This window comes from Symbioplanes lichenis (assembly GCF_030709675.1).
Classification (GTDB): Bacteria; Actinomycetota; Actinomycetes; order Mycobacteriales; family Micromonosporaceae; genus Actinoplanes; species Actinoplanes lichenis.
Genome location: NZ_JAUZQD010000003.1, coordinates 546777 through 567185, shown reverse-complemented (window position 1 = coordinate 567185; position 20409 = coordinate 546777). Strand labels below are relative to the sequence as shown.

The following is a 20409-nucleotide window of genomic DNA, read 5'->3' as shown; positions in this document are numbered from 1 at the left end:
GCGCCGATGATCCAGCCGCTGATCGACACGTTCTTCGCGGCCTTCGCCACGGGCCCGGACTGCGCGGCCCGCCTCGACGCATTGCCGGCCCTCTTCCTCCCGCAAGCCCTCATCGTCCGCCCCGGTCTCGCCGTCGACACCGTCGACTCCTTCATCGCTCCGAGACGCACCCTCCTGACCGGCGGCGGCCTGACCTCGTTCCGCGAGTGGGAGGTGACGGGAACGACCACAGTGGTGGGCGACATCGCGCAACACCTGTGCACGTACGCGAAGGAAGGCGTCCGGGACGGCAAGCCCTTCACCGGCAGCGGCACCAAGATGCTCCAGCTCGTCCGCACGCCCCAGGGCTGGCGCATAGCCGCCCTCTCCTGGCACGACGACTGACGCCCGCCGCCGATCCGAGCAGTCGATCGGCCCATCAGCGCAGCAGGTGACGAACTAGCCGGCTCCGGCGAGTCGGAGCGGGGTGAGCACCCGGGCGAGCACGTCGTCCTCGCGGGCGGGTCCGTCCTGGCGGGAGTCGGTGGACACGACGCGGTGGTCGCCGAGGACGAAGAGGTGGCCCGGCGGGACGGTGGTGGGCGCGCATTCCGTGCGGTCCTCGGCCGGGTTGCCGGGGAGGTAGGGCTCGTCGACCGCGACGCCGTCGCGCCAGACGTGGCCGGCTCGGCACTCGATGTGGTCGCCGGGGAGGCCGATCACTCGTTTGACGCGCTCGGAGCCGCCGGGGCCGGCGAGCACGACGATGTCGCCCCGGTGGAGGCCGGTGAGCCGGAAGCCGGCCTTGTCGACGAGGAAGCGGTCGGACACCCGCAGGGTCGGCTCCATGCTGCCGCTCGGCATCATGCGCACCGACAGGACGAACTGGTTGACCAGCAGCCCGGCGCCGGCTGCGACGAGGGCGCCGGTCAGGGCGTGGCGGGCGATCCGGTCGTACAGGGGAAGGGCCCGGACCCGTCGCCGGCGCTCGCGCCACACCGTGCGCACCCCACCGGCGGCCCAGCGCACCGCCTCGAGATCGCCGCGCGTCTCGCCGAACTCGGCCAGCACGGCCTCGCCCCACTCCCCGCCGCGCTCGCGCCGCCCGCGCACCGCCACCACGAGCATGCCCCGCGCCAACCGCCGCACCCAGCTCACGCCGCACCGCCCGCCGGCCGGGGCCGGGCCGCCGGCGCGGGACGCTGCCGCGACGCCGCGGCGGCCACGCGCTGCCCGGCCAGGGCGATGCCGTCGGCGGTCAGCCGGTAGGTGTGCCGCGGCGGGCGCCCCGGCTCGTCCGACGGCTCCCACCCGGTCTCGAGCAGCCGCTGCTCGCTGAGCCGCATGAGGATCGGATAGAGCGTGCCCGAGGCGAGCGCGGTCTCCTTGCTCAGCTCGTAGCCGTAACGCCAGCGCGGCGGGTCGGCGAGCAGGGCCTCGAAGAGCCGCAACGTCTGCGGCGAGGAGTGCGGGACTCTCGGCATGCGGAAACTCTACATAACTCGACTATGCCGGTCCAGCCGGGATCAGCGGAACGAGAAGCGGCGCTTCTTCGGCTTCCGGCCGAACAGGCTCTGCACGGTGTCGGCGCCCTGTCGCAGGTAGCGGGTGCCCCGGTTCGCGCCGTGCCGGGCCTCGATCCGGTCGCTGAGCTTCCGGGCGCCCGCGGCGGCCAGCGGGACCACGATCGCCGCGATGGCGTACCGGCGGATCAGGTTGATCAAAAACGGCATGTCGTCTCCTCAGAAAGGTGTGCCCCCTCTGATTACCCACCGCTACGCCCGCCACACGGGGTCACTGCTTGACCGCGATCGTCTGCACCGCCGACCAGCCGCCCTCGGTCACGATCTCGTACTTGTCGTCGACCCGGACGTCGGTGTGCGCGCCGTGCAGCGAGAACACGCCCGAGTCGCCCTCCGGCGTGAGCCGCCACCGCTGGTCGGCCCGGCCCGGCTCGCACGGCGTCATCCGCAGCTCGGTCTCGGCCACGTCGGTGACGCAGGTCTCCGCCCCGGAGGCGGCGACGATGACGACACTGTTCCTGTTCGCCTCGCTGCGCTTGGCGACCTGGGCGGGATCGATCCGCAGGCGGTCGGTCTCGGTGACCGACGTTCCCGTGTACGCGAGGGAGCCGTCCGGCTGCGCGTCGAGGTACCGCACCGGGCCCGCGTCGGGCGGGCTGGTGAGCACGACCGGCACGCCCAGATCGATGTCGAAACTCTCCAGCTGGGACAGATCCGCGTCGACCAGCTTGGCGGCGCGGGCCGTGGTCCTGCTGGGCGTGGGCGCGGGAGTGGCCGCCTCCGGGAGCTCGCCCCGGTCCACGAGACTGTACTTGTCGGCGAACCGCCCCTCGCCCACCTCGGTCACGCTCGACCGCTTGGCATCCTCGTCCCAGAGCAGCCAGCCGCCCTCGGTCGCGATGCTGTAGAGCGGCCGCCCCTTGTCGTCCTGCTCCCCGGTGTCCCGCAACGAGAAGAGCCGCCCCGGCGTGGGCGTGCAGGCGGTGCTCACCACGGGCCAGATGTCGTCGCCGCGCTGGACGCCGAGACAGCGGTCCGGCCCGGCGAACGACTCCCCGGCCAGCGAGCGGATCATGTAGTCGACGCCGACCGGCTCCAGCACGAACTCCGACGCGGAGCCCGTACCGTCGCCGACCGTCAGCTCCTGCCTCGCGTCGTCCATCGTGAAGTAGCGCCCCGACTCCCGCAGCCGGATCGAGAAGCGCCGCTGCCCGGCCAGGATGCCGGTGGCCGCGTCCCGGGCCGCCGGTCCGGCCGTCTCCGCCATTCCTGTCGTGACAGCGGTCCGCGAGTCGCCGCCGGTCAGACCCACCTCGTGTCCGGCCACCAGTCCCCCCGCCCCGAGCACCATCGCGCCCACGGCGATGGCACCCGCCCGGAGCCGACGGCGACTCGGAGCCGCCGGAGCTACGACCACGGTGTCATCGGCCGGCGGAAGGACCGGGCCCGGAGTCACGGCCGCCACCGGCCGCGACGACGTGTCGAGCAGCGCGTCCAGCAGCTCCCGCGCCGACGGCCGCTCCCCCGGATACTTCGCCAGCGACCGGGCCACCAGCTCCCGCAACGGCCCCGGCACCCCGGTCAGCTCCGGCGGCTGCGTCATGATGCGCACCGCCGTCGCCGCGGGCGAGTCGGCGCCGAACGGGGTGCGGCCGGTCGCCGCGTACGCCACCACGGCCCCCCACGCGAACACGTCCGCCGCCGCGGTCACCTCGGTCCCGTACGCCGGCTCGAACCGCTCCGGCGCCATGTACGCGACCGTGCCCACCATCTGATCCGTACGCGTGTGCCGGCTCGTCGCCTCGAACGCCCGCGCGATCCCGAAGTCGATCACCTTGATGCCGCCCGGGGCGATCAGCACGTTGCCGGGCTTGAGGTCGCGATGGATGACCCCGGCGCCGTGGATGGCCGTGAGCGCCGTGGCGATGCCGACGGCCACGCTGTGCAACGCCGGCCCGGCCAGGGGCCCCCGCTCGCGCACCAGCGTGGACAGTGACGGCCCGTCCACGTATTCGACGACCAGGTAGGGCGGCTCGTGCTCGGGGTCGGCGTCGAGCACGGCGGCGGTCGAGAAGGGCGGCACCTGCTGGGCCCGGCGCACCTCGCTGCGGAAGCGCCCCCGGAACTCGGGGTCGCCGGCGAACTCGGGCCGCACCACCTTGACGGCCACCCGGGCCCCGCCCGGCCCGCGCCCGAGATAGACCGACCCCATCCCGCCCTGGCCGAGCCGCCCGAGCAGCTCGTAGTCGCCGAGCCGGGTCGGGTCGCCTGGGGACAACGGCATACTCATCGGGGCCGAAGCCTACCCAGCCCGGGCAGAGGTGTCGATCGGCTCAAGCGGGCTGGATCCAGTCGAGGGTGCGTTCGACCGCGCGCTTCCAGTTGGTGTATTCCTTGGCGCGGTGCCCGGGATCCATGGCCGGCAGCCACTGGCCGGCGCGGTGCCAGTTGTGGCGGAGGTCCTCGAGGTCCGGCCAGTAACCGACGGCCAGTCCGGCCGCGTAGGCCGCGCCCAGTGACACCGTCTCGGCGGCGAGGGGGCGGACGACCGGCACGTCGAGGACGTCCGCGATGCCCTGCATCAGCAGGTTGTCCGCGGTCATGCCGCCGTCCACCTTGAGCGTCTTGAGGGTGAGGCCGGAGTCGGCGTTCATGGCGTCGACGACTTCGCGGGTCTGCCAGGCGGTCGCCTCGAGCACGGCGCGGGCCAGGTGACCCTTGGTGATGTAGGAGGTCAGGCCCACGATGACGCCGCGCGCCTCGGAGCGCCAGTGCGGGGCGTAGAGCCCGGAGAAGGCCGGGACGATGTAGCAGCCGCCGTTGTCCTGGACGGTGCGGGCGAGAGTCTCGATCTCGGGGGCGCTGGCGATGAGCTCCAGCTGGTCGCGGAACCACTGGACCAGCGACCCGGTGATGGCGATCGAGCCTTCGAGGGCGTAGACGGCCGGCGCGCCGCCGATCTGGTACGCGACCGTCGTGAGCAGGCCGTGCTCCGAGCGTACGAGATCGGTGCCGGTGTTGAGCAGCAGGAACGAGCCGGTGCCGTACGTGCACTTGGCCTCGCCGGGCGTGAAGCAGGTCTGCCCGAACAGCGCCGCCTGCTGGTCACCGAGGGCAGCCCCGATCCGTACGCCGGGAAAGGCCGCCGTGGCCGTGCCCAGCTCCGCGATCGAGGGGTGCACCGTGGGCAGCATGGCGCGGGGGATGTCGAAGAACGCCAGCGCGGATGGGGACCAATCGAGGGTGTGGATGTCGAGCAGATTGGTGCGCGACGCGTTGGTGACGTCGGTGACGTGCAGGCCCCCGGTCAGGTTCCAGATGAGCCAGGTCTCCATCGTGCCGAAGAGGATCTCGCCGCGTGCGGCCCGCGCCCGCAGCCCCGGCGTGTGGTCGAGGATCCACCGGATGCGCGGCCCGGAGAAATAGGTCGCCAGGGGAAGAGCAGCAGCCTCCTGTACGGCAGCAGCGCCGGACGCTTCCTTGAGAACAGACACCAGGGAGTCTGTCCGCGTGTCCTGCCACACGAGCGCCCGCCCGACGGGGACGCCGGTGCGCCTGTCCCACAGCACGGTCGTCTCGCGCTGGTTGGCGATGCCGACGGCGGCGACCTGGTCCACGGTGATGCCGGCGCGGCGCAGGGCGAGGGGCGCGAGCCGTTCCACGTTGCGCCAGATCTCGGCGGCGTCGTGCTCGACCCAGCCGGGCTTCGGGAAGTACTGCTTGTGCTCCTGCTGCGCGAGCGAGACGAGCTGCCCGCGCCGGTCGAAGACGATGCACCGGGTCGAGGTCGTCCCCTGATCGATGGCGACCACGTAACGATCGGTCACGACACCCCCCAGCCGAGGTCGCGGGAGATCGCGCGGGCGGCGTTGCGCACATATCCGACGAGGCGGGCTTGTGGCTTGTAGCGGCTGTCGCACAACCGCTCGACCCGCCCGGAGATGCCGATCGCGCCCACCACGAGGCCGCCGTAGCCCCGGATCGGCGCGGCGATGGCGGCCTCCCCGAGGGTCAGCTCCTCGATGTCGGCGGCCCAGCCGTTCTCCCGTACGCGATCAAGCTCCGCGGGCAGATCCCGCAGAGCGACCGTCCGCCGGGTGAAGCCGTCCACCGACGACGGAAGCGGCGCCGCGCGATAGGCGAGCAGCACCTTGCCCAGCGCGGTCGCGTGCAGCGGCAGCAGCGTGCCGATGTCGAGGGTCTGGAACGTGTCGTCGGGGCGGAAGACGTGGTGCACGACGAGGACCCTCCCTTCGAGGACCGTGCCGATGCGGACGGCCTCGCCGGACCGTGCCGCCAGGGGGTCCGCCCAGTTGATCGAGCGGGACCGCAGCTCGTTGATGTCCAGATAGCTCGTGCCCAGGTGCAGCAGGGCCGCCCCGAGCTGGTAGTGGCCCGACGAGCGGTCCTGCTCGACGAACCCCACGTGCTGCAGCGTGCGCAGAATGCCGTGCACTGTGCCCTTCGCGAGGTCGAGCGAGCGGGCGATGTCGGCGAGGGCCAGATGCCCGGGCCCGCCGGCCAGCATCCGCAGGATCGCGGCGGCCCGCTCGATCGACTGCACCGTTCCAGGCACGTTACGGACTCTATGCCCCGGTGTTACGAAGCAACAGTGGTTGATGTTCGACAATGCCGAACGCCGTTCATTGCCCGGCCCCGGGACGAAAAATAGCTTCGGGTCATGGCAGCAATACGGAAAGTCCCGGGACTCGCGGGTGAGCTGGCCGCGGAGTTCGCCGGAACCATGATCCTCATTCTCTTCGGCGTCGGTGTCGTCGCCCAGGTCGCCGGCGGGGGCATCGGCGACCACGACAGCATCGCCTGGGCCTGGGGCCTGGGCGTCATGCTGGGGGTCTACGTCGCCGGGCGCATCAGCGGCGCCCACCTCAACCCCGCGGTCACCATCGCGCTCGCGGCCTTCAAGGGCTTCTCGTGGCGCAAGGTGCTTCCCTACTCGCTCGCGCAGTTCCTGGGCGCGTTCGTCGCCGCGCTGATCGTGCGGTGGAACTACACCGAGGTCCTGCACGCGGCCGACCCCGGCCTGACCGTCAAGACCCAGGGCGTCTTCTCCACCCTGCCCGGCAACGGCACGCTGCCGGTCAGCGAGTGGGGCGCCCTGCGCGACCAGGTGATCGGCACGGCCATCCTGCTCTTCCTCATCCTGGCCATCACCGACGCCGCCGGCACTCCCCCGGCCGCCAACCTCGCCCCCTTCGTCATCGGCCTGCTGATCGTGGGCATCGGCATGGCGTGGGGCACGAACGCCGGATACGCCATCAACCCCGCCCGCGACTTCGGGCCCCGCCTGGCCAGCTTCTTCACCGGCTACGGGGGCGCCTTCCGGGACCAGACGGGGTACCTGTACTTCTGGATACCGATCGTCGGCCCGATCGTCGGCGGCCTCCTCGGCGCCGGGCTCTACCAGGCACTGATCGGACGGTTCCTGCCGTCCGACCAGCCGCCGGAGCCGGGCCGCATCCCGACCCAGGACACACCCGAGACCGTGGAGGCACGCCGTGGCTGACTTCGTCGGCGCAGTCGATCAGGGCACGACCAGCACCCGCTTCATGATCTTCGATCACGGCGGCAACGAGGTCGCGCGTCACCAGCTGGAGCACGAGCAGATCCTCCCGCAGGCCGGGTGGGTCGAGCACAACCCGATCGAGATCGCCGAGCGGACCACGTCGGTCATCCGCACGGCCATGCAGAAGGCCAACCTGCAGGCCACCGATCTGGCCGCCCTGGGCATCACGAACCAGCGCGAGACCACGGTGGTGTGGGACCGGACGACCGGGCGGCCCTACTACAACGCGATCGTGTGGCAGGACACGCGTACCGACCGGATCGCCTCCGCCCTCGACCGCGACGGGCGCGGGGACGTCATCCGCCGCAAGGCCGGCCTGCCCCCGGCGACGTACTTCTCCGGCGGCAAGATCCAGTGGATCCTCGAGAACGTCGACGGGGTCCGCGAGGCGGCCGAGCGCGGCGACGCGATCTTCGGCAACACCGACAGCTGGCTGCTGTGGCACATGACCGGCGGCGTCGACGGCGGCAACCACATCACCGACGTCACCAACGCCAGCCGCACGATGCTGATGAACCTCGAGACCCTCGACTGGGACGACGAGCTGCTGGGGTTCTTCGACATCCCGCGGCAGATGCTCCCCGAGATCCGGCCGTCGTCCGACCCCAACACCTACGGGGTCGCGCGCTGGCCCGGTCCGCTGGGCGGCGAGGTCCCGCTGACGGGTGATCTCGGGGACCAGCAGGCGGCGACGGTGGGCCAGGTCTGCTTCAACGTCGGCGAGGCCAAGAACACGTACGGCACGGGCAACTTCATGCTGCTCAACACCGGCACCGAGCTCGTACGCTCGGAGAACGGCCTGCTCACGACGGTCTGCTACAAGTTCGGGGACGCCGCGCCGGTCTACGCCCTGGAAGGCTCGATCGCCGTGACCGGCTCGGCCGTCCAGTGGCTGCGCGACCAGCTGCACATCATCAAGTCCGCCGACGAGAGCGAATCCCTCGCCCGGCAGGTCAGCGACAACGGCGGCGTCTACTTCGTGCCGGCGTTCTCGGGACTCTTCGCCCCGTACTGGCGCTCGGACGCCCGCGGCGCCATCGTGGGCCTGTCCCGCTACAACACCGACGCGCACATCGCCCGGGCCACCCTCGAGTCGATCTGCTACCAGACCCGCGACGTGGTCGACGCCATGGCGCAGGACTCGGGGGTGACGCTGGACGTGCTCAAGGTCGACGGCGGCATCACCGTCAACAACTTGTGCATGCAGATCCAGGCGGACGTCCTCGGCGTACCGGTGAGCCGGCCGGTCGTGGCCGAGACCACCGCGCTCGGGGCCGCGTACGCCGCCGGTCTCGCCGTCGGTTTCTGGAAGTCGACCGACGAACTGCGCGAGAACTGGAACGAATCGCAGCGCTGGCAGCCCGCATGGTCGGGCGAGCAGCGGGAAGACGGCTACGGACGCTGGAAGAAGGCGGTCCAGCGCACTCTCGATTGGGTCGACGTTGACTGACAACTCGCTCTCGCCCTCGGCGCGCGAGGCCGCCTTGACGGCTCTCGCCGACAAAGAGGTCGACGTGCTCGTCGTGGGTGGTGGCGTGGTGGGCGCGGGCTGCGCTCTCGACGCCGTCACCCGCGGCCTGTCCGTCGGCCTGGTGGAGGCGCGCGACTTCGCGTCGGGCACCTCCAGCCGGTCCAGCAAGCTCATCCACGGCGGCCTGCGCTACCTGGAGATGCTGGACTTCGGCCTGGTGCACGAGGCCCTGCGGGAACGCGGGCTGCTGCTGCAGCGGCTCGCCCCCCATCTCGTACGGCCGGTGCCGTTCCTCTATCCGCTCAAGCACCGCGTCTGGGAGCGCCTGTACGCGGGCACCGGCGTGCAGCTCTACGACTTCATGGCCACCACGAAGAGCGGCCTCCCCCGGCATCGCAACCTCACTCGCCGCGGCGCGTTGCGGGTGGCCCCGGCGCTCAAGAAGGACGCCCTGGTCGGGGCGCTGCAGTACTACGACGCGCAGGTCGACGACGCCCGGCACACCATGTTCCTGGCGCGCACGGCCGCCGCGTACGGGGCCCACGTCGCCTCGCGCGCCCGCGTCGTCGGCTTCCTGCGCGAGGGGGAACGCGTCACCGGCGCGCGGGTGCACGATCTCGAGCACGACCGGACGTACGAGATCCGCGCCCAGCAGGTCGTCAACGCGACCGGCGTCTGGACCGACGACACGCAGGCCCTGGTCGGCGAGCGCGGCCAGTTCCACGTGCGCGCGAGCAAGGGGATCCACCTGGTCGTGCCGCGCGACCGCATCCAGTCCACCACGGGCCTGATCATGCGTACGCCCACCAGCGTGCTCTTCGTCATCCCCTGGGGCCGGCACTGGATCGTGGGCACCACCGACACCGACTGGGAGCTCGACAAGGCGCACCCCGCGGCGTCGAGCACGGACATCGACTACCTGCTGGCCCAGGTCAACGAGCATCTGGCCACGCCGCTGTCCCGCTCCGACGTGCAAGGTGTCTACGCCGGGCTGCGCCCCCTGCTCTCGGGCGAGTCGGAGTCCACCTCCCAGCTGTCCCGCGAGCACACCGTGGGCAGCCCCGTCCCCGGCCTGGTGGTCGTGGCCGGCGGCAAGTACACCACCTATCGGGTCATGGCCCGCGACGCCGTCGACGCCGCGGTCCACGGTCTCGGCCGCTCGGTCCCCCGCTCCTGCACGGAACGGGTGCCCCTGCTCGGCGCCGAGGGCTACACCGCCCTGTGGAACCGCCGCCGCGTGCTGGCGGCCGAGTCGGGCCTGCACGTGGCCCGGATCGAGCACCTGCTCGGCCGCTACGGCTCGCTGGTCAGCGAGGTCCTGGACCTGATCCGCGCGGACCCGGCGCTGGGCGAGCCGCTGGAGGGAGCCACCGACTATCTGCGGGCCGAGATCGCCTACGCGGCCGCCGCCGAGGGCGCCCGCCACCTGGAGGACGTCCTCACCCGCCGCACCCGCGTCTCCATCGAGACCTTCGACCGCGGCGCGGCGGCAGCAGCTCCGGCCGCCGAACTGATGGGCGCGGTCCTCGGTTGGTCCAAGGAGCAACGCGACCGCGAGGCCGAGCACTACCGCCTGCGCGTCGAGGCCGAACGCGCCTCCCAGGAACAACCCGACGACGAGACCGCGGACGCCGCCCGCCTGGGCGCCCCCGAGATCGTCCCGCTGCAGACGGCCTGAACCGTGCGCCCGGGCCGGCTCATCCGGCCCGGGCCCGCTCAGCGCAGCCGCCATCAAACAGCCTGTGGGCACGCTGTTGCATTAGGCAAGATTCTGCATGCAACACATTCCCGAAAATGCATTCTCCGCCATGACGTTCGATCGAGTGAAGATCGATCACAACCAGGAATGAAACTGGACGCGTAATACGAGCATTGTTAGCCTTCACGTCGCCTGCCCGAGGTCGCCCGACCAGGCCTGAAGGAGTGTGTGAGGGTGCCGCGCTCCATCTACATCGCCGAAATTCGCATCAGCGCACCGATCGAACGCAAGATCAAAGTAAAACACAATGTCACGCCGGAGAAGGTCCGCGAGGCGCTGGTTCTGCGCACCGACATCACGGCAGGCTGGGAGAATCATGAGCAGCACGGCCGACGCGTGGTGGCTCTGGGGCACACCGCCGTACAGCGCCCCATCTTGGCGGCTTTGTACCCAGTTGACCCGTCCGACGGAGTCTGGAATCTGATGACCGCCCGGTCGCCCGGGTCATGAGCTTCCGGCAGACGGTTGAGCGAGGCAGGATGGACTACATGACACACGAGGCGTACGACTGGGTGGACGACGACGAGCTCGGTCTCGACGCGACGCTCGGCCGCCTCGGCGAGCTCGAGTCCGTCTCCGTGGTCACGGCTCCTGTGGTTCACGAGCACGAGCCGCTCGGCTCCGACGTGACCGGCGGGGCGAGCGTTCCTCCCCGTGATCCACGAAGCAGCAAGGCCTTCCTCGACATGCAAGCACGCATCGAGAAGTCCACCCAACTCGTGCTGGAGGAGGCTTTCTACCTCCGGCGGCGCCAGCAGAGGCTCCTGGTGGTGGTGGTAGCGACCGTGGCGGCCGCCTTCGCGGTGATCGCTGCGGCTTTCCTGCTGTCCGGCTCCTGGGAATCCGGCTCTCGTGCCACATGGCTCAGTATCGCTTTCGGCGCCGCACCCGCCATCCTGGCGGTGGCGGTGTTGCAATTCAGCCAATCGTTGAGCACGTCCTTGTTCGCGGAAGTGAGCAGGGAGACCAGGGCAATGCAGTCGATTTCCGCCGCATTGTTGATTGAGGACATCCATCGCCGGGACAAAGTCATCGAATCCCTGGCCGAGCGTCTCGTCGAGCAGCCCGACGCACCGGCGCGGAGGAGTGCCCGGGCACCCCACAAGCAGAATTGGGCCGTGTCACCGTAATGCGAGCTTGACGCGCGCCGACGACTACCCCTGCGCATAGTTCCCAGAGCACGAGCCCGGAAGATCCGGGGCCTCAGCCGCTGACCACGTCGCCCAGATAGGCCGCGACCAGCTCGTCGCGCTGGGCACGGGTCACACTGCCGGCGAGGCGGCGGCCGTCCAGCTCCACGTCCACCGCCTCGGGCTGCCGGCTCAGCCAGGAGGCGACCACGCTGACCAGCGGATTCAGCACGGACGGCGGGACGGTCACGGCGAGGGCGTCGTCGTCCTCCGGTCGCAGGGCGCGCGCGGTGTCCTCGGCGTCCTCGACGTCCATGGCGAGGATCAGCTGCTGCAGATTGCGGGTGCGCGCGGTCAGCTGCTCGGCGTCGATCCCGGCGCCGTGGACGCGCACCTCGATCGTCAGCGGTTCCATCGTCGGCCCCTCTTTCTCGGACATTCGGTACGGACTCGACACGCTCAACGAGCCACGTCCCCCCGAGGGTCCTGGCTGAGCCCCGCCCGGACGATCGCCAGGGTCCGCCGCTGCAGCGTCTCGTCCCAGCCGCCGACCCGGCCCTGCTCGCCGACGACGTCGTCCTCGAGACCCCCTTCGGCCGCACCGAGCCGATCACCGGCCGCGACGCCGTCCTCGCCTTCACCGGCGCCGGCCTCGCGGCGGTGCCCTTCCACTTCACCGGTCACCGCACCCGCGCCCTGCACGAGACCGCCGACCCGGCGACCATCATCATCGAGTACGAGCTGACCGCCGCCATGAACGACGGCACCGGCACCGCCACCGCCCCCTTCGCCGTCGTCCTCACCGTTCGGGACAGCAAGATCACCCGCTGGCGCGAGTACCAGCACACCGCCCTGATCGCCCAGGCCATGACCGGCTCCCTCCCCTCGCCGCGCCCAGCGGGATGACGCCGCCCCCGGCATGGTGAGATTCCGGAGTGGCTGATCTCCGACCGGTTTCTCCGGCGACACGGAGACGCATCCCGCCCTGCGCCCAACCATGGCCCCCGGCACATGTGGCCTGCTCGTGGACGCCGACACCAGACAGCTGCTCCGCGACGGCCTCGGCAGCTACGACATGGAGATCCGCTGGCCGGCCCACCTCGACGACGCCGACGTCCTGCACATCTGGCGATCGTGGACCGGGCACCAGATCTACCAGGCCGTCCTCGAGCAACAAGGCGCCGGCCGCTGGACGATCAAAGACCTCGCCGTCGAGCAGGACGCAGCCCGCTACCAAGGATCCCTCGCAGCGGAGCCCGCCCAGTTCGAAGCCGTCCTCGCCGGCATCGTCAACACCCTGCGCGACTTCCGCGCCGGCCACACCCCCTACGGCCCGTCCCCGGAGGCGGACCCGCTCCCTCCCGTCTGGCCATGAGCAGCACCGACCTCAACACCCGTGACGGTCGACGGGCTCGGCTGGACACCGGCTCCGTGGACTCAGCTGCCTGGGGCGCCACGGCCGACGGGCTCAGGCAGGCACCGGCTCCCAGGGCGAGGCGGCCGGAGCGAGGCGCCCGCGATCGGCGGACTCAGGCAGGCACCGGCTCCTTGGGCGGGGCGGCCGGAGCGGGGCGCGGCGGGAGGAACGTGCCGCGGGCGACGGCGAGGATCGTGCGGAACGCGAGCCACGCGACCCAGGCGGTGATAGCCGCGAGGAGAACGTAGCTCCACGCTGCCCGCGCCGGGACGTCCTTGGCGTGGAGCCATTGGAGGGCGTCGGCGGCCACGGCGGCGTACGCGAAGGAGAACGCCCACCAGCCCGGGCCGAACGGCGCCTGGCGATAGAGCGGAAGCAGCCCCACCTGCAGCAGCACCATCAGCAGGGCGTAGCCGGCGAGCAGCAGCGCCACCACGTCGGGCCGCTGGCCGTTGACGGCGAACCAGGCGTTGCCCGCGACGACCGGCGGGGCGACCTCGATGGCCATGGTCGGGAGCAGGCCGGGCGGCAGCGTGGGCTGGGTGAAGAGGCGCAGCAGCAGGATCGAGCCCAGCACCAGCCAGCAGACCACCCCGAAACCCAGCATCACGAACGCGAGATCGCGGAACCCGAGCAGCGCGGCCCCCTGCGCGGCGATCAGGCCGCCGGCGACGGTGGGCAGGAAATAGCCGGGGTGCCACGTGGCGAACGGGATGTCCTCGACGATCCAGCGCGCGCTCAGCCAGCCGCCGTAGAGAACGGTCAGCAGCAGCCCGACGACATAGACCGTCACACCGGCGGCGCGCGCGTGGGCGGCGAGGGGCGGGCCGGCCATCATCGGCACGATCGCGATCAGCGAGAGGAACGGCGCGAACACGGGATCGTGGTGATCACGGGGCCGCTGGGCGGCGTACAGGATCAGGAGGCCGAGCCAGACCGCGGCCGCGAGCAGCCAAAGCCCGTCGCCCACCGCCCGGCTCTGCTGGCTCCAGCAGGCCGCGAGGCCGGCGAAGCCGAACGCGATGCCGAACAGATTGGGCGTCACCCGCCCCGGAATCCCACTCATGCGACGAGCATGCCGCAGCCGGCCCCCGCCTCCATCAGTAATTCGACCGGTCATCCCGACGCGGCACAGGCGGCCAAGAGACCGGGACGGAGACCGGTCATCCCGACGCACCGCAGGCGGCTACGAAACCGGAGCGGAAACCGGCCGCACCGACAGCCGATGCCGGAACACATCCTCCGGGTCGTAACGACGCTTCACCCGCTGCAACCGCGCATAGTTCCCGCCGTAGTAGATCTCCGCCCACCCCCGCCCGGACGTGTTCCATCGCGGATCGGCCAGGTCGGCATCCGGATAGTTGATGTACGAACCGTCCACGGGGATCCCACCCGAAGCCGCGTACATCCCGTGGTAGAGCGAGCGGATCCAGCCCAGATGCCGCGCGTCCTCAGCCGGATCGCTCCACGCGGTGAGAAAGAACATCAGCACGGCCGCATCCCGCCGGGCCACCGCCGTGGCCGACGGTGCGACCGCGTTCACGGCCCCACCGTACGTATTGAGGCTCATCGACGCGGCCGGATTCGGATAGCCGGGATCCGAGAGCGAACGACAGGCGACGGCCCACTGCTCGTCGCTGAGCGGACGGCGTACGTAAGCGGCCTTGGTCTTGAGCCGCCAGCGCTTGCCGTCGTCGCCGGGATCCCGCAGCGTGGCCTGCAACCAGGGCAGGGTCTCGCGGGTGACCTGCGGAGTCACGCCCACCCCGGCGGTCAATGAGCCCAGGAAGTCGTCGATCAGCCCCGCCCCGGCGACCCGGCCGTGCACAGTGACAGCCCCGGCGGCGCGATTCGTCAGCAACAGCTCGGCGTAGAGCCGGGACTGCGGCAGGCCGGGCCGGTCGTACCGGCGGCACCAGTCCGTGAAGTTGCGCGCCAGCCGGACCAGGTCGAGGCCGTCCCACGACCACGTCGCGTCGAAGTTGGTCACCGACGCGGGCGGGCGCGGCGGGTCCCGGAACCAGTAGCGCGTGACGGCGCCGAACGAGCCGCCCCCGCCGCCGGTGTGCGCCCACCACAGGTCCCGGTGCGGATCCGCCGGCTCGCGCGTGGCGACCACCGTGCGCGCCCGGCCGTCCGCCACCACGACGACCTCCACCGCGTACAGGTGATCCGCCATCAGGCCGTGCATCCGCGAGAGCGGGCCGTACCCGCCGCCGGCGACGTGGCCGCCCGTCCCCACGCCGGGGCACGACCCGCCCGGCAGCGTGACACCCCAGTCCAGGTACAGCCGGCGGTACGTCTCACCGAGCGTCGTGCCCGCCAGGACGGCGTACGCCCCGAGCCGCTCGTCGTATGTCACACCCGTCAGGCCGGAGATGTCGATGAGCGAACGCACATCCGGGTTGTCCACGAAGTCCTCGAACCCGTGGCCCCCGCTGCGCACCGCCGGACGCCGGCCCGCCGTGACCGCGGCCTGCACCGCCGCCAGGACCTCGCCGGGGGTGTCCGCGACCCACACCTCGTCGGGGCTGCCCGTGAAGCGCCGGTTGCCCCGCCGCACGAGGCCGGCGTACCGGGGATCGCCCGGCGTCACCCGGACCGGATCGGGCGGGACGGCCCGGCCGGGAAGGGCCAGGACCGCCGGTGCCGCGGCCGCGGCGGTCATCAGTTCTCTGCGTCGAAGTCTCATGAGGACGACGCTAGGAGCGCCTCGCGCCCACGAGAATGACGCTGGCCCGCCGATGCAGGGGGGTGCAGTCCCCACCCCTGCCCCGGCGGGCCGGACAGTGCGGTGCTTACTCGTTCAGGCTGCAGGGGGCGAACTTCTCGAGGCCCTCCGGCTTCGCGGCGTGCCGGCCGATCGCGGTCTCGATCCGGTTGAGGGTCGCGACGCGCTTGTCCTCCAGCGGGCCGAGGATGGCGTTCTGGACGAAGTTCGGGCCGCCCTGGCCCAGGGTCGACGCGATCCGGGCATTGGCCTCGGCGATCTGGGTGTCCAGCAGCGCCAGGTTGCGGCTGACCTCGTCGGCGGCCTCGGCCGGGATCGACGGCAGGCCGCTCACGGCCGGGCAGTTGACCGTGGCCACGTCGCCGGAGGCGGCACCGTCGGCGGGGTCGGCGGGGTCGGCCGTCTCGACCGCGGTGGGCTCGGGGTCGGCCGCGGCACCCAGGGAACAAGTGGCGAGGGTGTCGACATCCAGGACAGGCTTGGTCGCCGTACGCCCGATGGCCGTCAGCATCCGGTTGATCGTCGCGACGCGCTTGTCCTTCAGCGGCCCGAGGATGGCGTTCTGCACGAAGTTCTTGCCGCCCTCCCCGGCACTGCTCACGAGCCGCTTGTTCGCCTCGTCGATCTGCGTGTTGAGCAGCGCGAGGTTGCGCTCGATCTCGGCCTGCGCGGAGGCCGGGACGGTGCCCAGCTCACCGGCGACGGCCGGGCAGCTGATCGCCTGCTCACCACCGGCGTCGCCGCCGGCGTCGTTGCCGCCGGCAGCGGGGTCGGCCGGCGCGACCACGGTCTTCTCCGGCGTGGGAGCACCGCCGTCCTCGTTCAGGGTGCAGGTCGCCAGGGCCTGCGTGTCCAGCTTGGGCGCGGTCGCGTGCCGGCCGATCGAGATCAGCATCCGGTCGATGGTGGAGCCGCGCTTGTCCTTCAGCGGGCCGATGACGGAGTTCTGCGCGCTGAAGCCGGCCTTGCCGTTGCTCGCGGCGAGCCGCTTGTTGGCCTCGTCGATCTGCGTGTTGAGCAGGGCCAGGTTGCGCTCGATCTCCGCCTGCGACTGGGCGGGGATGGTGCCCAGCTGGTCGGCCACGGCGGGGCAGTTGACGGTGGGAGCGGTCTCGTCGGCCGAGGCGACGCCCAGGCCGACGCCCACCAGTGCCACGGCAACGGCCCCGACACCGGCGATCTGCCAGCGGCGGGAACTACGGGAGAAACGCATGTTCGCCAGAGCCTTCCTGTCGTAGGACCTCGGCGATCAATACGGGAGCGCTTCCAGCGCGGATCAGCGCCGGATCGACCTTAAAGAATTCTTAAAGAACGGCCCCGCTGCGCCCGAGCGCGGCCAGCACGGCCGCATCGACACCGGTGACTCCATCCAGGACCGCGCCCCGCACGACGGACGTCCACGACACCTCGTCCAGCAGCTCGCCGGTCAGCAGGTCGAACGTCAGGATCCGCCCGTACGCGTCCGCGACCACCAGCTGGTCCGTCCCCGGCGGAATCGTGTAGTCGGTGAAGTCCGGCACACCGTCCACCGTGAAGCTCGGCCGTGTCCGGTCGTCCAGCGCGACCACGCTGATGCGCTTGTCCCGCAGCACCACGGCATGCGTGCCCCGCTCGTTGACCGCGCACGATCGCAGCCGCCGGCCCCACCGCCACTGCGACGTCCAGAAGTCCCACGGGATGCCGAGCGACCGGGTGTGCCCGGTGTCCAGGTCCGCGAGATCGAGGACGGTCGTCCCGTAGCGGGCCCGCCGGATCAGGAGCAGGGTGCCCGGCCGGAAGGGTCCGAACAGCTCCGTGGTCTCGTCGATCGGCACGTCGTACCGCTGCCGGTACTGCGGAACTCCCTCCGGGGTGAGGAAGAACTCCACCAGCTCGCCCTGCCAGGGCACTCCGGCAGTGCCCGGCCGGTAGGCGTAGGCGATCATGCGGCCCCGGCCGTCCGGGCCGTGCGAGATCTCGGGATAGGGCAGCGTGCACGTGGTCACCGGGGCCCCGGAGGGATGGTCCAGGAACTCGAGGGTGACCTCGTCGCGGCCGGCCCGCTCGAGCACCAGGAAGTCCCGCCCGGCGATGTCCACGGCCTCGGCCCAGCGGACCCCGGTGTGCTCCTCCGTGCACTCCCCTGTCCGCGGGTCGAGCACGACGCAGCCGCGCGTGTCGCCGTCCGGCATGATCAGCAGCCGCCCGTCGCGGAACGCCCGGACGCGCAGAATCCGGTCCGGTGTGGCGTAGACCCGCACCGGTCCGTCCGGGCGCCGGTGGAAGATCTCGTCGCGCCGGGTCAGGAGGTACCGTTCGGCCCCGGTCTCCTCGCAGAAATAGGCCACCGCGTTCCGGGCGTGGCCTGTCCCGTCCGCGCCTGTCAGGTCCGCGCCGGTGAGGTCGGCGCCGGCCAGCGTCACGCCGTCGAGGCGGGCGGCGGCCAGGTGCGCGTGGCGCAGCGAGGTGCCGGCGAGGCTCATCCCCCGCGCGGCGAGGTCGGCGGCGGCCAGCCCGGCCTCGTCCAGGCGCGCCCCCTCGAGCCCGGCCGGGTCGACGGCACCGATCAGCTCGATCAGGTTCGCGCCGGCCACGTCGTCGCGGTTCGCGGCGAGCCGGTCGATCAGCCGGGGCAGCGCGCCGCCGGCCACCATCGGCGCGGCCAGGTCGGCGAGGGCCCGGGAGAAGCGGAAGGCGGTCAGCACGTCCGGCTGCGCGAGCCGCGCCACCTCCCCGCCCATCAGCGCCAGGAAGTCGTCGTCCATCACCCCGAGCGACGCCACCAGCTTGTACGCGGCGAAGAACTCCAGCAGCGACCGGTGCGCCGGCGAGTAGTTCCCCTCCGCGTCCCGCACCAGCAGCGTCTGGCCCATCATGTCGTAGTGCCAGTGGTCGAGGTCCCGCTGCTCGCGCACCACCGCCCCGAACGACGCCCGGATCCGGTCCGGGATCTCCCGGTAGTTGATCGTCATGACCGACTCGGCCAGCATGTGCCAGGACAGCTCGCACAGGAAGAACACTTTGTCGGCGAGCGAGGTGAACGTTCGCTCGGCCCGGATGTCCGCGTCGATCTTCTGCCGCACCGCGTACAGATAGACCCGCGCGAGATCCACCTTGGCGCCTTGCGCGATCTCGGGCAGCGCCGCCAGGGCGAGCTCGGACATGACCGGCCGGCGCATCAGGTCCATGAGCCCCGGATGCGCGGCGACCGTCCCGGCCAGCGGTCCGAGCAGGCGGCCGATCTGCTCGTCGTCGAAGGGCCGCAGCTCGACCACCTCGAACTGCGGCGGCTCCCCGGTCAGCGCGGACGTCGACGCCGCCAGCCGGGCGCCCAGCACGTTGCGGCCCTCCCGCGCCTCCGGGAAGTGCTCGGTGCGGCAGGTCAGGAGCACCTTCGACCCGGGTACGACCGCCCGCGCCAGCTCCCAGAAGTTGTTGATCATCGCCTGCCGGTCGACCCGGGCGGCCATCTCGTCGAAACCGTCGAAGACGAGCAGCAGTCGCCCGAGCCGGTTGAGCGTTTCGAACACACGATAGCCGTCGGGCAGGATCTCGTGCTTGCGGAAGAAGAACTCCGAGAACAGCGACTCCACCGACACCGCCTTGGCGTAGTCGCGCAGCGGCACGACCAGCGGCAGCCGGGGGCGTTTGCGGCCGGCGTCACGCGCGGCCCGCCACTGGAGCGCCAGCGTCCACGCGAAGTGCAGGCAGAACCAGCTCTTCCCGGTCCCGAACTCGCCCAGGATCGACAGGTGCTCCTTGCTGTCGTCGTCCAGCCACCGGCTCACGTAGCCGTCGAGCCCGCCCTCGTTCCACGGGTAGACGCTGGTCGCCGCCACCTGCCGGGTCCGGCTGTCGACCTCCTCCTTCGCGCAGCTGAGCGGCACGTAGCGCGAGGCGAGGCGTCGCGTGCGCACCTCGGCCTCCAGCCATTCCAGGTACGGCGAGAAGTCCGCCCGCTCGTCGATCAGCTCGTCGAACGTGTAGCAGAACACCCCGGGCAGGGAAGAAGCCAGGGAACGGGCGGCCGGGCTGATCCGCTGCGGCGCCACGGCCCACGCCTCGGTCGCCGATGACGAAACGAGCAGTTCGCTCATGCGCGCCATGTCCGGTGCGCTCAACTCGCCGCCGACCCCCCGCACGACCACCGTGTCGTAGCCCCGGCGCGCCGGCACCCGCACCAGCCACACGAACTCGTCCGGCCCGGCACTGACCACGGAGGTGATGCGGTACTCCACGGCGGCGAACCACTCGCGCACCTGACCCGCGAGCTGCACGGCGGGCGGGGCGTCGCGGGTCGCGTACCGGATGATCTCCTCAGGGGTCGTCATCCGCCCGAGCAGCTGCGCCATGTCCGTCATCGCCCGCTGGACGTCCCCCACCCGGCGTTCCAGGCGCGTCTGCGCGGCACTGCGCGTCCGATCGACCAGCTCCTCGAAGACCACCCGGAAGCCGGTCAGCTCCAGCGCCAGGTTGTAGTCGATGCGCCCCAGCTCGCCGGTCTCGTCGTTCCACCGCAGGATCTCGTCGACCTCGCGCCGCAGATGCGCCTCGTCGCCGCTCTCGAACGCCTTCCGGAACGCCGCGCGCACATACTCGTAGCGGAACAGCCGGACGACCGGCTCCGGCTTCCCGTAACAAAATTCCACGATGGCGTACGTGTAGACGCCGTCGAAGTCCCCCGGCGGCTGCTCCGGCGCCAGCTTCAGCCGCCGCAGCACCGCCACGACCGACTCCCGCCGCTTCAACCGCTCGGCAGCGGGCCGAGCCCCCACGGCGAGCAGCTTGACGAGTGTCCCGGTCTCCACCACAGCCATGCTGCCCGCCGCACCTTCC

20 protein-coding genes are annotated in these 20409 nt (G+C 71.4%); 8 read left to right on the top strand and 12 right to left on the bottom strand.

Translation table 11 applies throughout. From position 1 onward, the window contains the following. Positions 1-6: 6 nt before the first annotated feature. Complete coding sequence (locus RAN62_RS09690; protein WP_305784188.1) at positions 7-384, top strand: nuclear transport factor 2 family protein; 378 nt, start codon at positions 7-9, stop codon at positions 382-384. A gap of 54 nt (positions 385-438) precedes the next feature. Here the strand turns inward: RAN62_RS09690 and lepB are convergent, their stop codons facing one another. From lepB to RAN62_RS09660, 6 genes are all read right to left on the bottom strand, one after another. Continuing rightward, complete coding sequence (gene lepB / locus RAN62_RS09685) at positions 439-1137, bottom strand: signal peptidase I (protein ID WP_305784187.1); 699 nt, start codon at positions 1135-1137, stop codon at positions 439-441. Next, positions 1134-1463: a PadR family transcriptional regulator gene (locus tag RAN62_RS09680; RefSeq protein WP_305784186.1), complete on the bottom strand. Its 330-nt coding sequence runs from the start codon at positions 1461-1463 to the stop codon at positions 1134-1136. Before RAN62_RS09680 ends, lepB begins: the two co-directional genes overlap by 4 nt. Positions 1464-1505: 42 nt before the next feature. Beyond that, positions 1506-1712 (bottom strand): hypothetical protein, encoded by a 207-nt coding sequence (locus RAN62_RS09675; RefSeq protein WP_305784185.1) that lies wholly within the window; start codon positions 1710-1712, stop codon positions 1506-1508. A gap of 61 nt (positions 1713-1773) precedes the next feature. Further along, entirely contained in the window at positions 1774-3792 is a 2019-nt protein-coding gene (locus RAN62_RS09670) for a serine/threonine-protein kinase (protein ID WP_305784184.1), read from the bottom strand. A gap of 43 nt (positions 3793-3835) precedes the next feature. Further along, on the bottom strand, positions 3836-5329 hold the full coding sequence (gene glpK / locus RAN62_RS09665) for a glycerol kinase GlpK (RefSeq protein ID WP_305784183.1): 1494 nt from the start codon (positions 5327-5329) through the stop codon (positions 3836-3838). Further along, complete coding sequence (locus RAN62_RS09660) at positions 5326-6078, bottom strand: IclR family transcriptional regulator (protein WP_305784182.1); 753 nt, start codon at positions 6076-6078, stop codon at positions 5326-5328. Before RAN62_RS09660 ends, glpK (RAN62_RS09665) begins: the two co-directional genes overlap by 4 nt. Before the next feature lie 105 nt (positions 6079-6183). Here RAN62_RS09660 and RAN62_RS09655 point away from each other — a divergent pair, with 105 nt between their 5' ends. The 5 genes from RAN62_RS09655 to RAN62_RS09635 all read left to right on the top strand — a co-directional run bounded on the left by RAN62_RS09655 (position 6184) and on the right by RAN62_RS09635 (position 11446). After that, the gene (locus tag RAN62_RS09655; protein WP_305784181.1) at positions 6184-7026 is read left to right on the top strand and encodes an MIP/aquaporin family protein; all 843 of its coding nucleotides are present in this window, start codon (positions 6184-6186) and stop codon (positions 7024-7026) included. Further along, entirely contained in the window at positions 7019-8536 is a 1518-nt protein-coding gene (gene glpK / locus RAN62_RS09650) for a glycerol kinase GlpK (RefSeq protein ID WP_305784180.1), read from the top strand. Before RAN62_RS09655 ends, glpK (RAN62_RS09650) begins: the two co-directional genes overlap by 8 nt. After that, on the top strand, positions 8529-10235 hold the full coding sequence (locus RAN62_RS09645; RefSeq protein ID WP_305784179.1) for a glycerol-3-phosphate dehydrogenase/oxidase: 1707 nt from the start codon (positions 8529-8531) through the stop codon (positions 10233-10235). Before glpK (RAN62_RS09650) ends, RAN62_RS09645 begins: the two co-directional genes overlap by 8 nt. Before the next feature lie 255 nt (positions 10236-10490). Beyond that, positions 10491-10766 (top strand): hypothetical protein, encoded by a 276-nt coding sequence (locus RAN62_RS09640; RefSeq protein ID WP_305784178.1) that lies wholly within the window; start codon positions 10491-10493, stop codon positions 10764-10766. 29 nt (positions 10767-10795) lie between these two features. Then, the gene (locus RAN62_RS09635) at positions 10796-11446 is read left to right on the top strand and encodes a hypothetical protein (protein ID WP_305784177.1); all 651 of its coding nucleotides are present in this window, start codon (positions 10796-10798) and stop codon (positions 11444-11446) included. 73 nt (positions 11447-11519) lie between these two features. Here RAN62_RS09635 and RAN62_RS09630 read toward each other — a convergent pair whose 3' ends face one another. Together RAN62_RS09630 and RAN62_RS09625 are read right to left on the bottom strand one after the other, a co-directional pair. Then, positions 11520-11861, bottom strand: a complete 342-nt coding sequence (locus RAN62_RS09630) for a hypothetical protein (protein ID WP_305784176.1) — start codon at positions 11859-11861, stop codon at positions 11520-11522. A 44-nt stretch (positions 11862-11905) separates the two neighbouring features. After that, on the bottom strand, positions 11906-12118 hold the full coding sequence (locus tag RAN62_RS09625) for a hypothetical protein (RefSeq protein ID WP_305784175.1): 213 nt from the start codon (positions 12116-12118) through the stop codon (positions 11906-11908). Here RAN62_RS09625 and RAN62_RS09620 point away from each other — a divergent pair. After that, positions 12056-12352 (top strand): nuclear transport factor 2 family protein, encoded by a 297-nt coding sequence (locus tag RAN62_RS09620; RefSeq protein ID WP_305784301.1) that lies wholly within the window; start codon positions 12056-12058, stop codon positions 12350-12352. The two genes, RAN62_RS09625 and RAN62_RS09620, sit on opposite strands and share 63 nt — an antisense overlap. A gap of 91 nt (positions 12353-12443) precedes the next feature. Further along, the gene (locus RAN62_RS09615; protein WP_305784174.1) at positions 12444-12821 is read left to right on the top strand and encodes a hypothetical protein; all 378 of its coding nucleotides are present in this window, start codon (positions 12444-12446) and stop codon (positions 12819-12821) included. 154 nt (positions 12822-12975) lie between these two features. Here the strand turns inward: RAN62_RS09615 and RAN62_RS09610 are convergent, their stop codons facing one another. From RAN62_RS09610 to RAN62_RS09595, 4 genes are all read right to left on the bottom strand, one after another. Further along, positions 12976-13929: an SLAC1 family transporter gene (locus tag RAN62_RS09610; RefSeq protein ID WP_305784173.1), complete on the bottom strand. Its 954-nt coding sequence runs from the start codon at positions 13927-13929 to the stop codon at positions 12976-12978. Positions 13930-14049: 120 nt separating this feature from the next. Then, positions 14050-15555 carry an FAD-binding oxidoreductase gene (locus tag RAN62_RS09605; RefSeq protein WP_305784172.1) on the bottom strand — a complete coding sequence of 502 codons (1506 nt, stop codon included), beginning with the start codon at positions 15553-15555 and terminating at the stop codon, positions 14050-14052. A 106-nt stretch (positions 15556-15661) separates the two neighbouring features. After that, entirely contained in the window at positions 15662-16807 is a 1146-nt protein-coding gene (locus tag RAN62_RS09600; protein ID WP_305784171.1) for a hypothetical protein, read from the bottom strand. A 91-nt stretch (positions 16808-16898) separates the two neighbouring features. Next, the gene (locus RAN62_RS09595) at positions 16899-20390 is read right to left on the bottom strand and encodes an NACHT domain-containing protein (RefSeq protein ID WP_305784170.1); all 3492 of its coding nucleotides are present in this window, start codon (positions 20388-20390) and stop codon (positions 16899-16901) included. Positions 20391-20409 lie beyond the last annotated feature (19 nt).

What these genes read in the sequence shown, in the direction of transcription:
- RAN62_RS09690 (WP_305784188.1), top strand. Translation starts at nt 7, where the DNA reads ATGATCCAGCCGCTGATCGACACGTTCTTCGCGGCCTTCGCCACGGGC.
- RAN62_RS09680 (WP_305784186.1), bottom strand. Translation starts at nt 1,463, where the DNA reads ATGCCGAGAGTCCCGCACTCCTCGCCGCAGACGTTGCGGCTCTTCGAG.
- RAN62_RS09635 (WP_305784177.1), top strand. Translation starts at nt 10,796, where the DNA reads ATGGACTACATGACACACGAGGCGTACGACTGGGTGGACGACGACGAG.
- RAN62_RS09655 (WP_305784181.1), top strand. Translation starts at nt 6,184, where the DNA reads ATGGCAGCAATACGGAAAGTCCCGGGACTCGCGGGTGAGCTGGCCGCG.
- RAN62_RS09595 (WP_305784170.1), bottom strand. Translation starts at nt 20,390, where the DNA reads ATGGCTGTGGTGGAGACCGGGACACTCGTCAAGCTGCTCGCCGTGGGG.
- RAN62_RS09605 (WP_305784172.1), bottom strand. Translation starts at nt 15,555, where the DNA reads ATGAGACTTCGACGCAGAGAACTGATGACCGCCGCGGCCGCGGCACCG.
- RAN62_RS09675 (WP_305784185.1), bottom strand. Translation starts at nt 1,712, where the DNA reads ATGCCGTTTTTGATCAACCTGATCCGCCGGTACGCCATCGCGGCGATC.
- RAN62_RS09630 (WP_305784176.1), bottom strand. Translation starts at nt 11,861, where the DNA reads ATGGAACCGCTGACGATCGAGGTGCGCGTCCACGGCGCCGGGATCGAC.
- RAN62_RS09610 (WP_305784173.1), bottom strand. Translation starts at nt 13,929, where the DNA reads ATGAGTGGGATTCCGGGGCGGGTGACGCCCAATCTGTTCGGCATCGCG.
- RAN62_RS09600 (WP_305784171.1), bottom strand. Translation starts at nt 16,807, where the DNA reads ATGCGTTTCTCCCGTAGTTCCCGCCGCTGGCAGATCGCCGGTGTCGGG.
- RAN62_RS09615 (WP_305784174.1), top strand. Translation starts at nt 12,444, where the DNA reads ATGGCCCCCGGCACATGTGGCCTGCTCGTGGACGCCGACACCAGACAG.
- RAN62_RS09670 (WP_305784184.1), bottom strand. Translation starts at nt 3,792, where the DNA reads ATGAGTATGCCGTTGTCCCCAGGCGACCCGACCCGGCTCGGCGACTAC.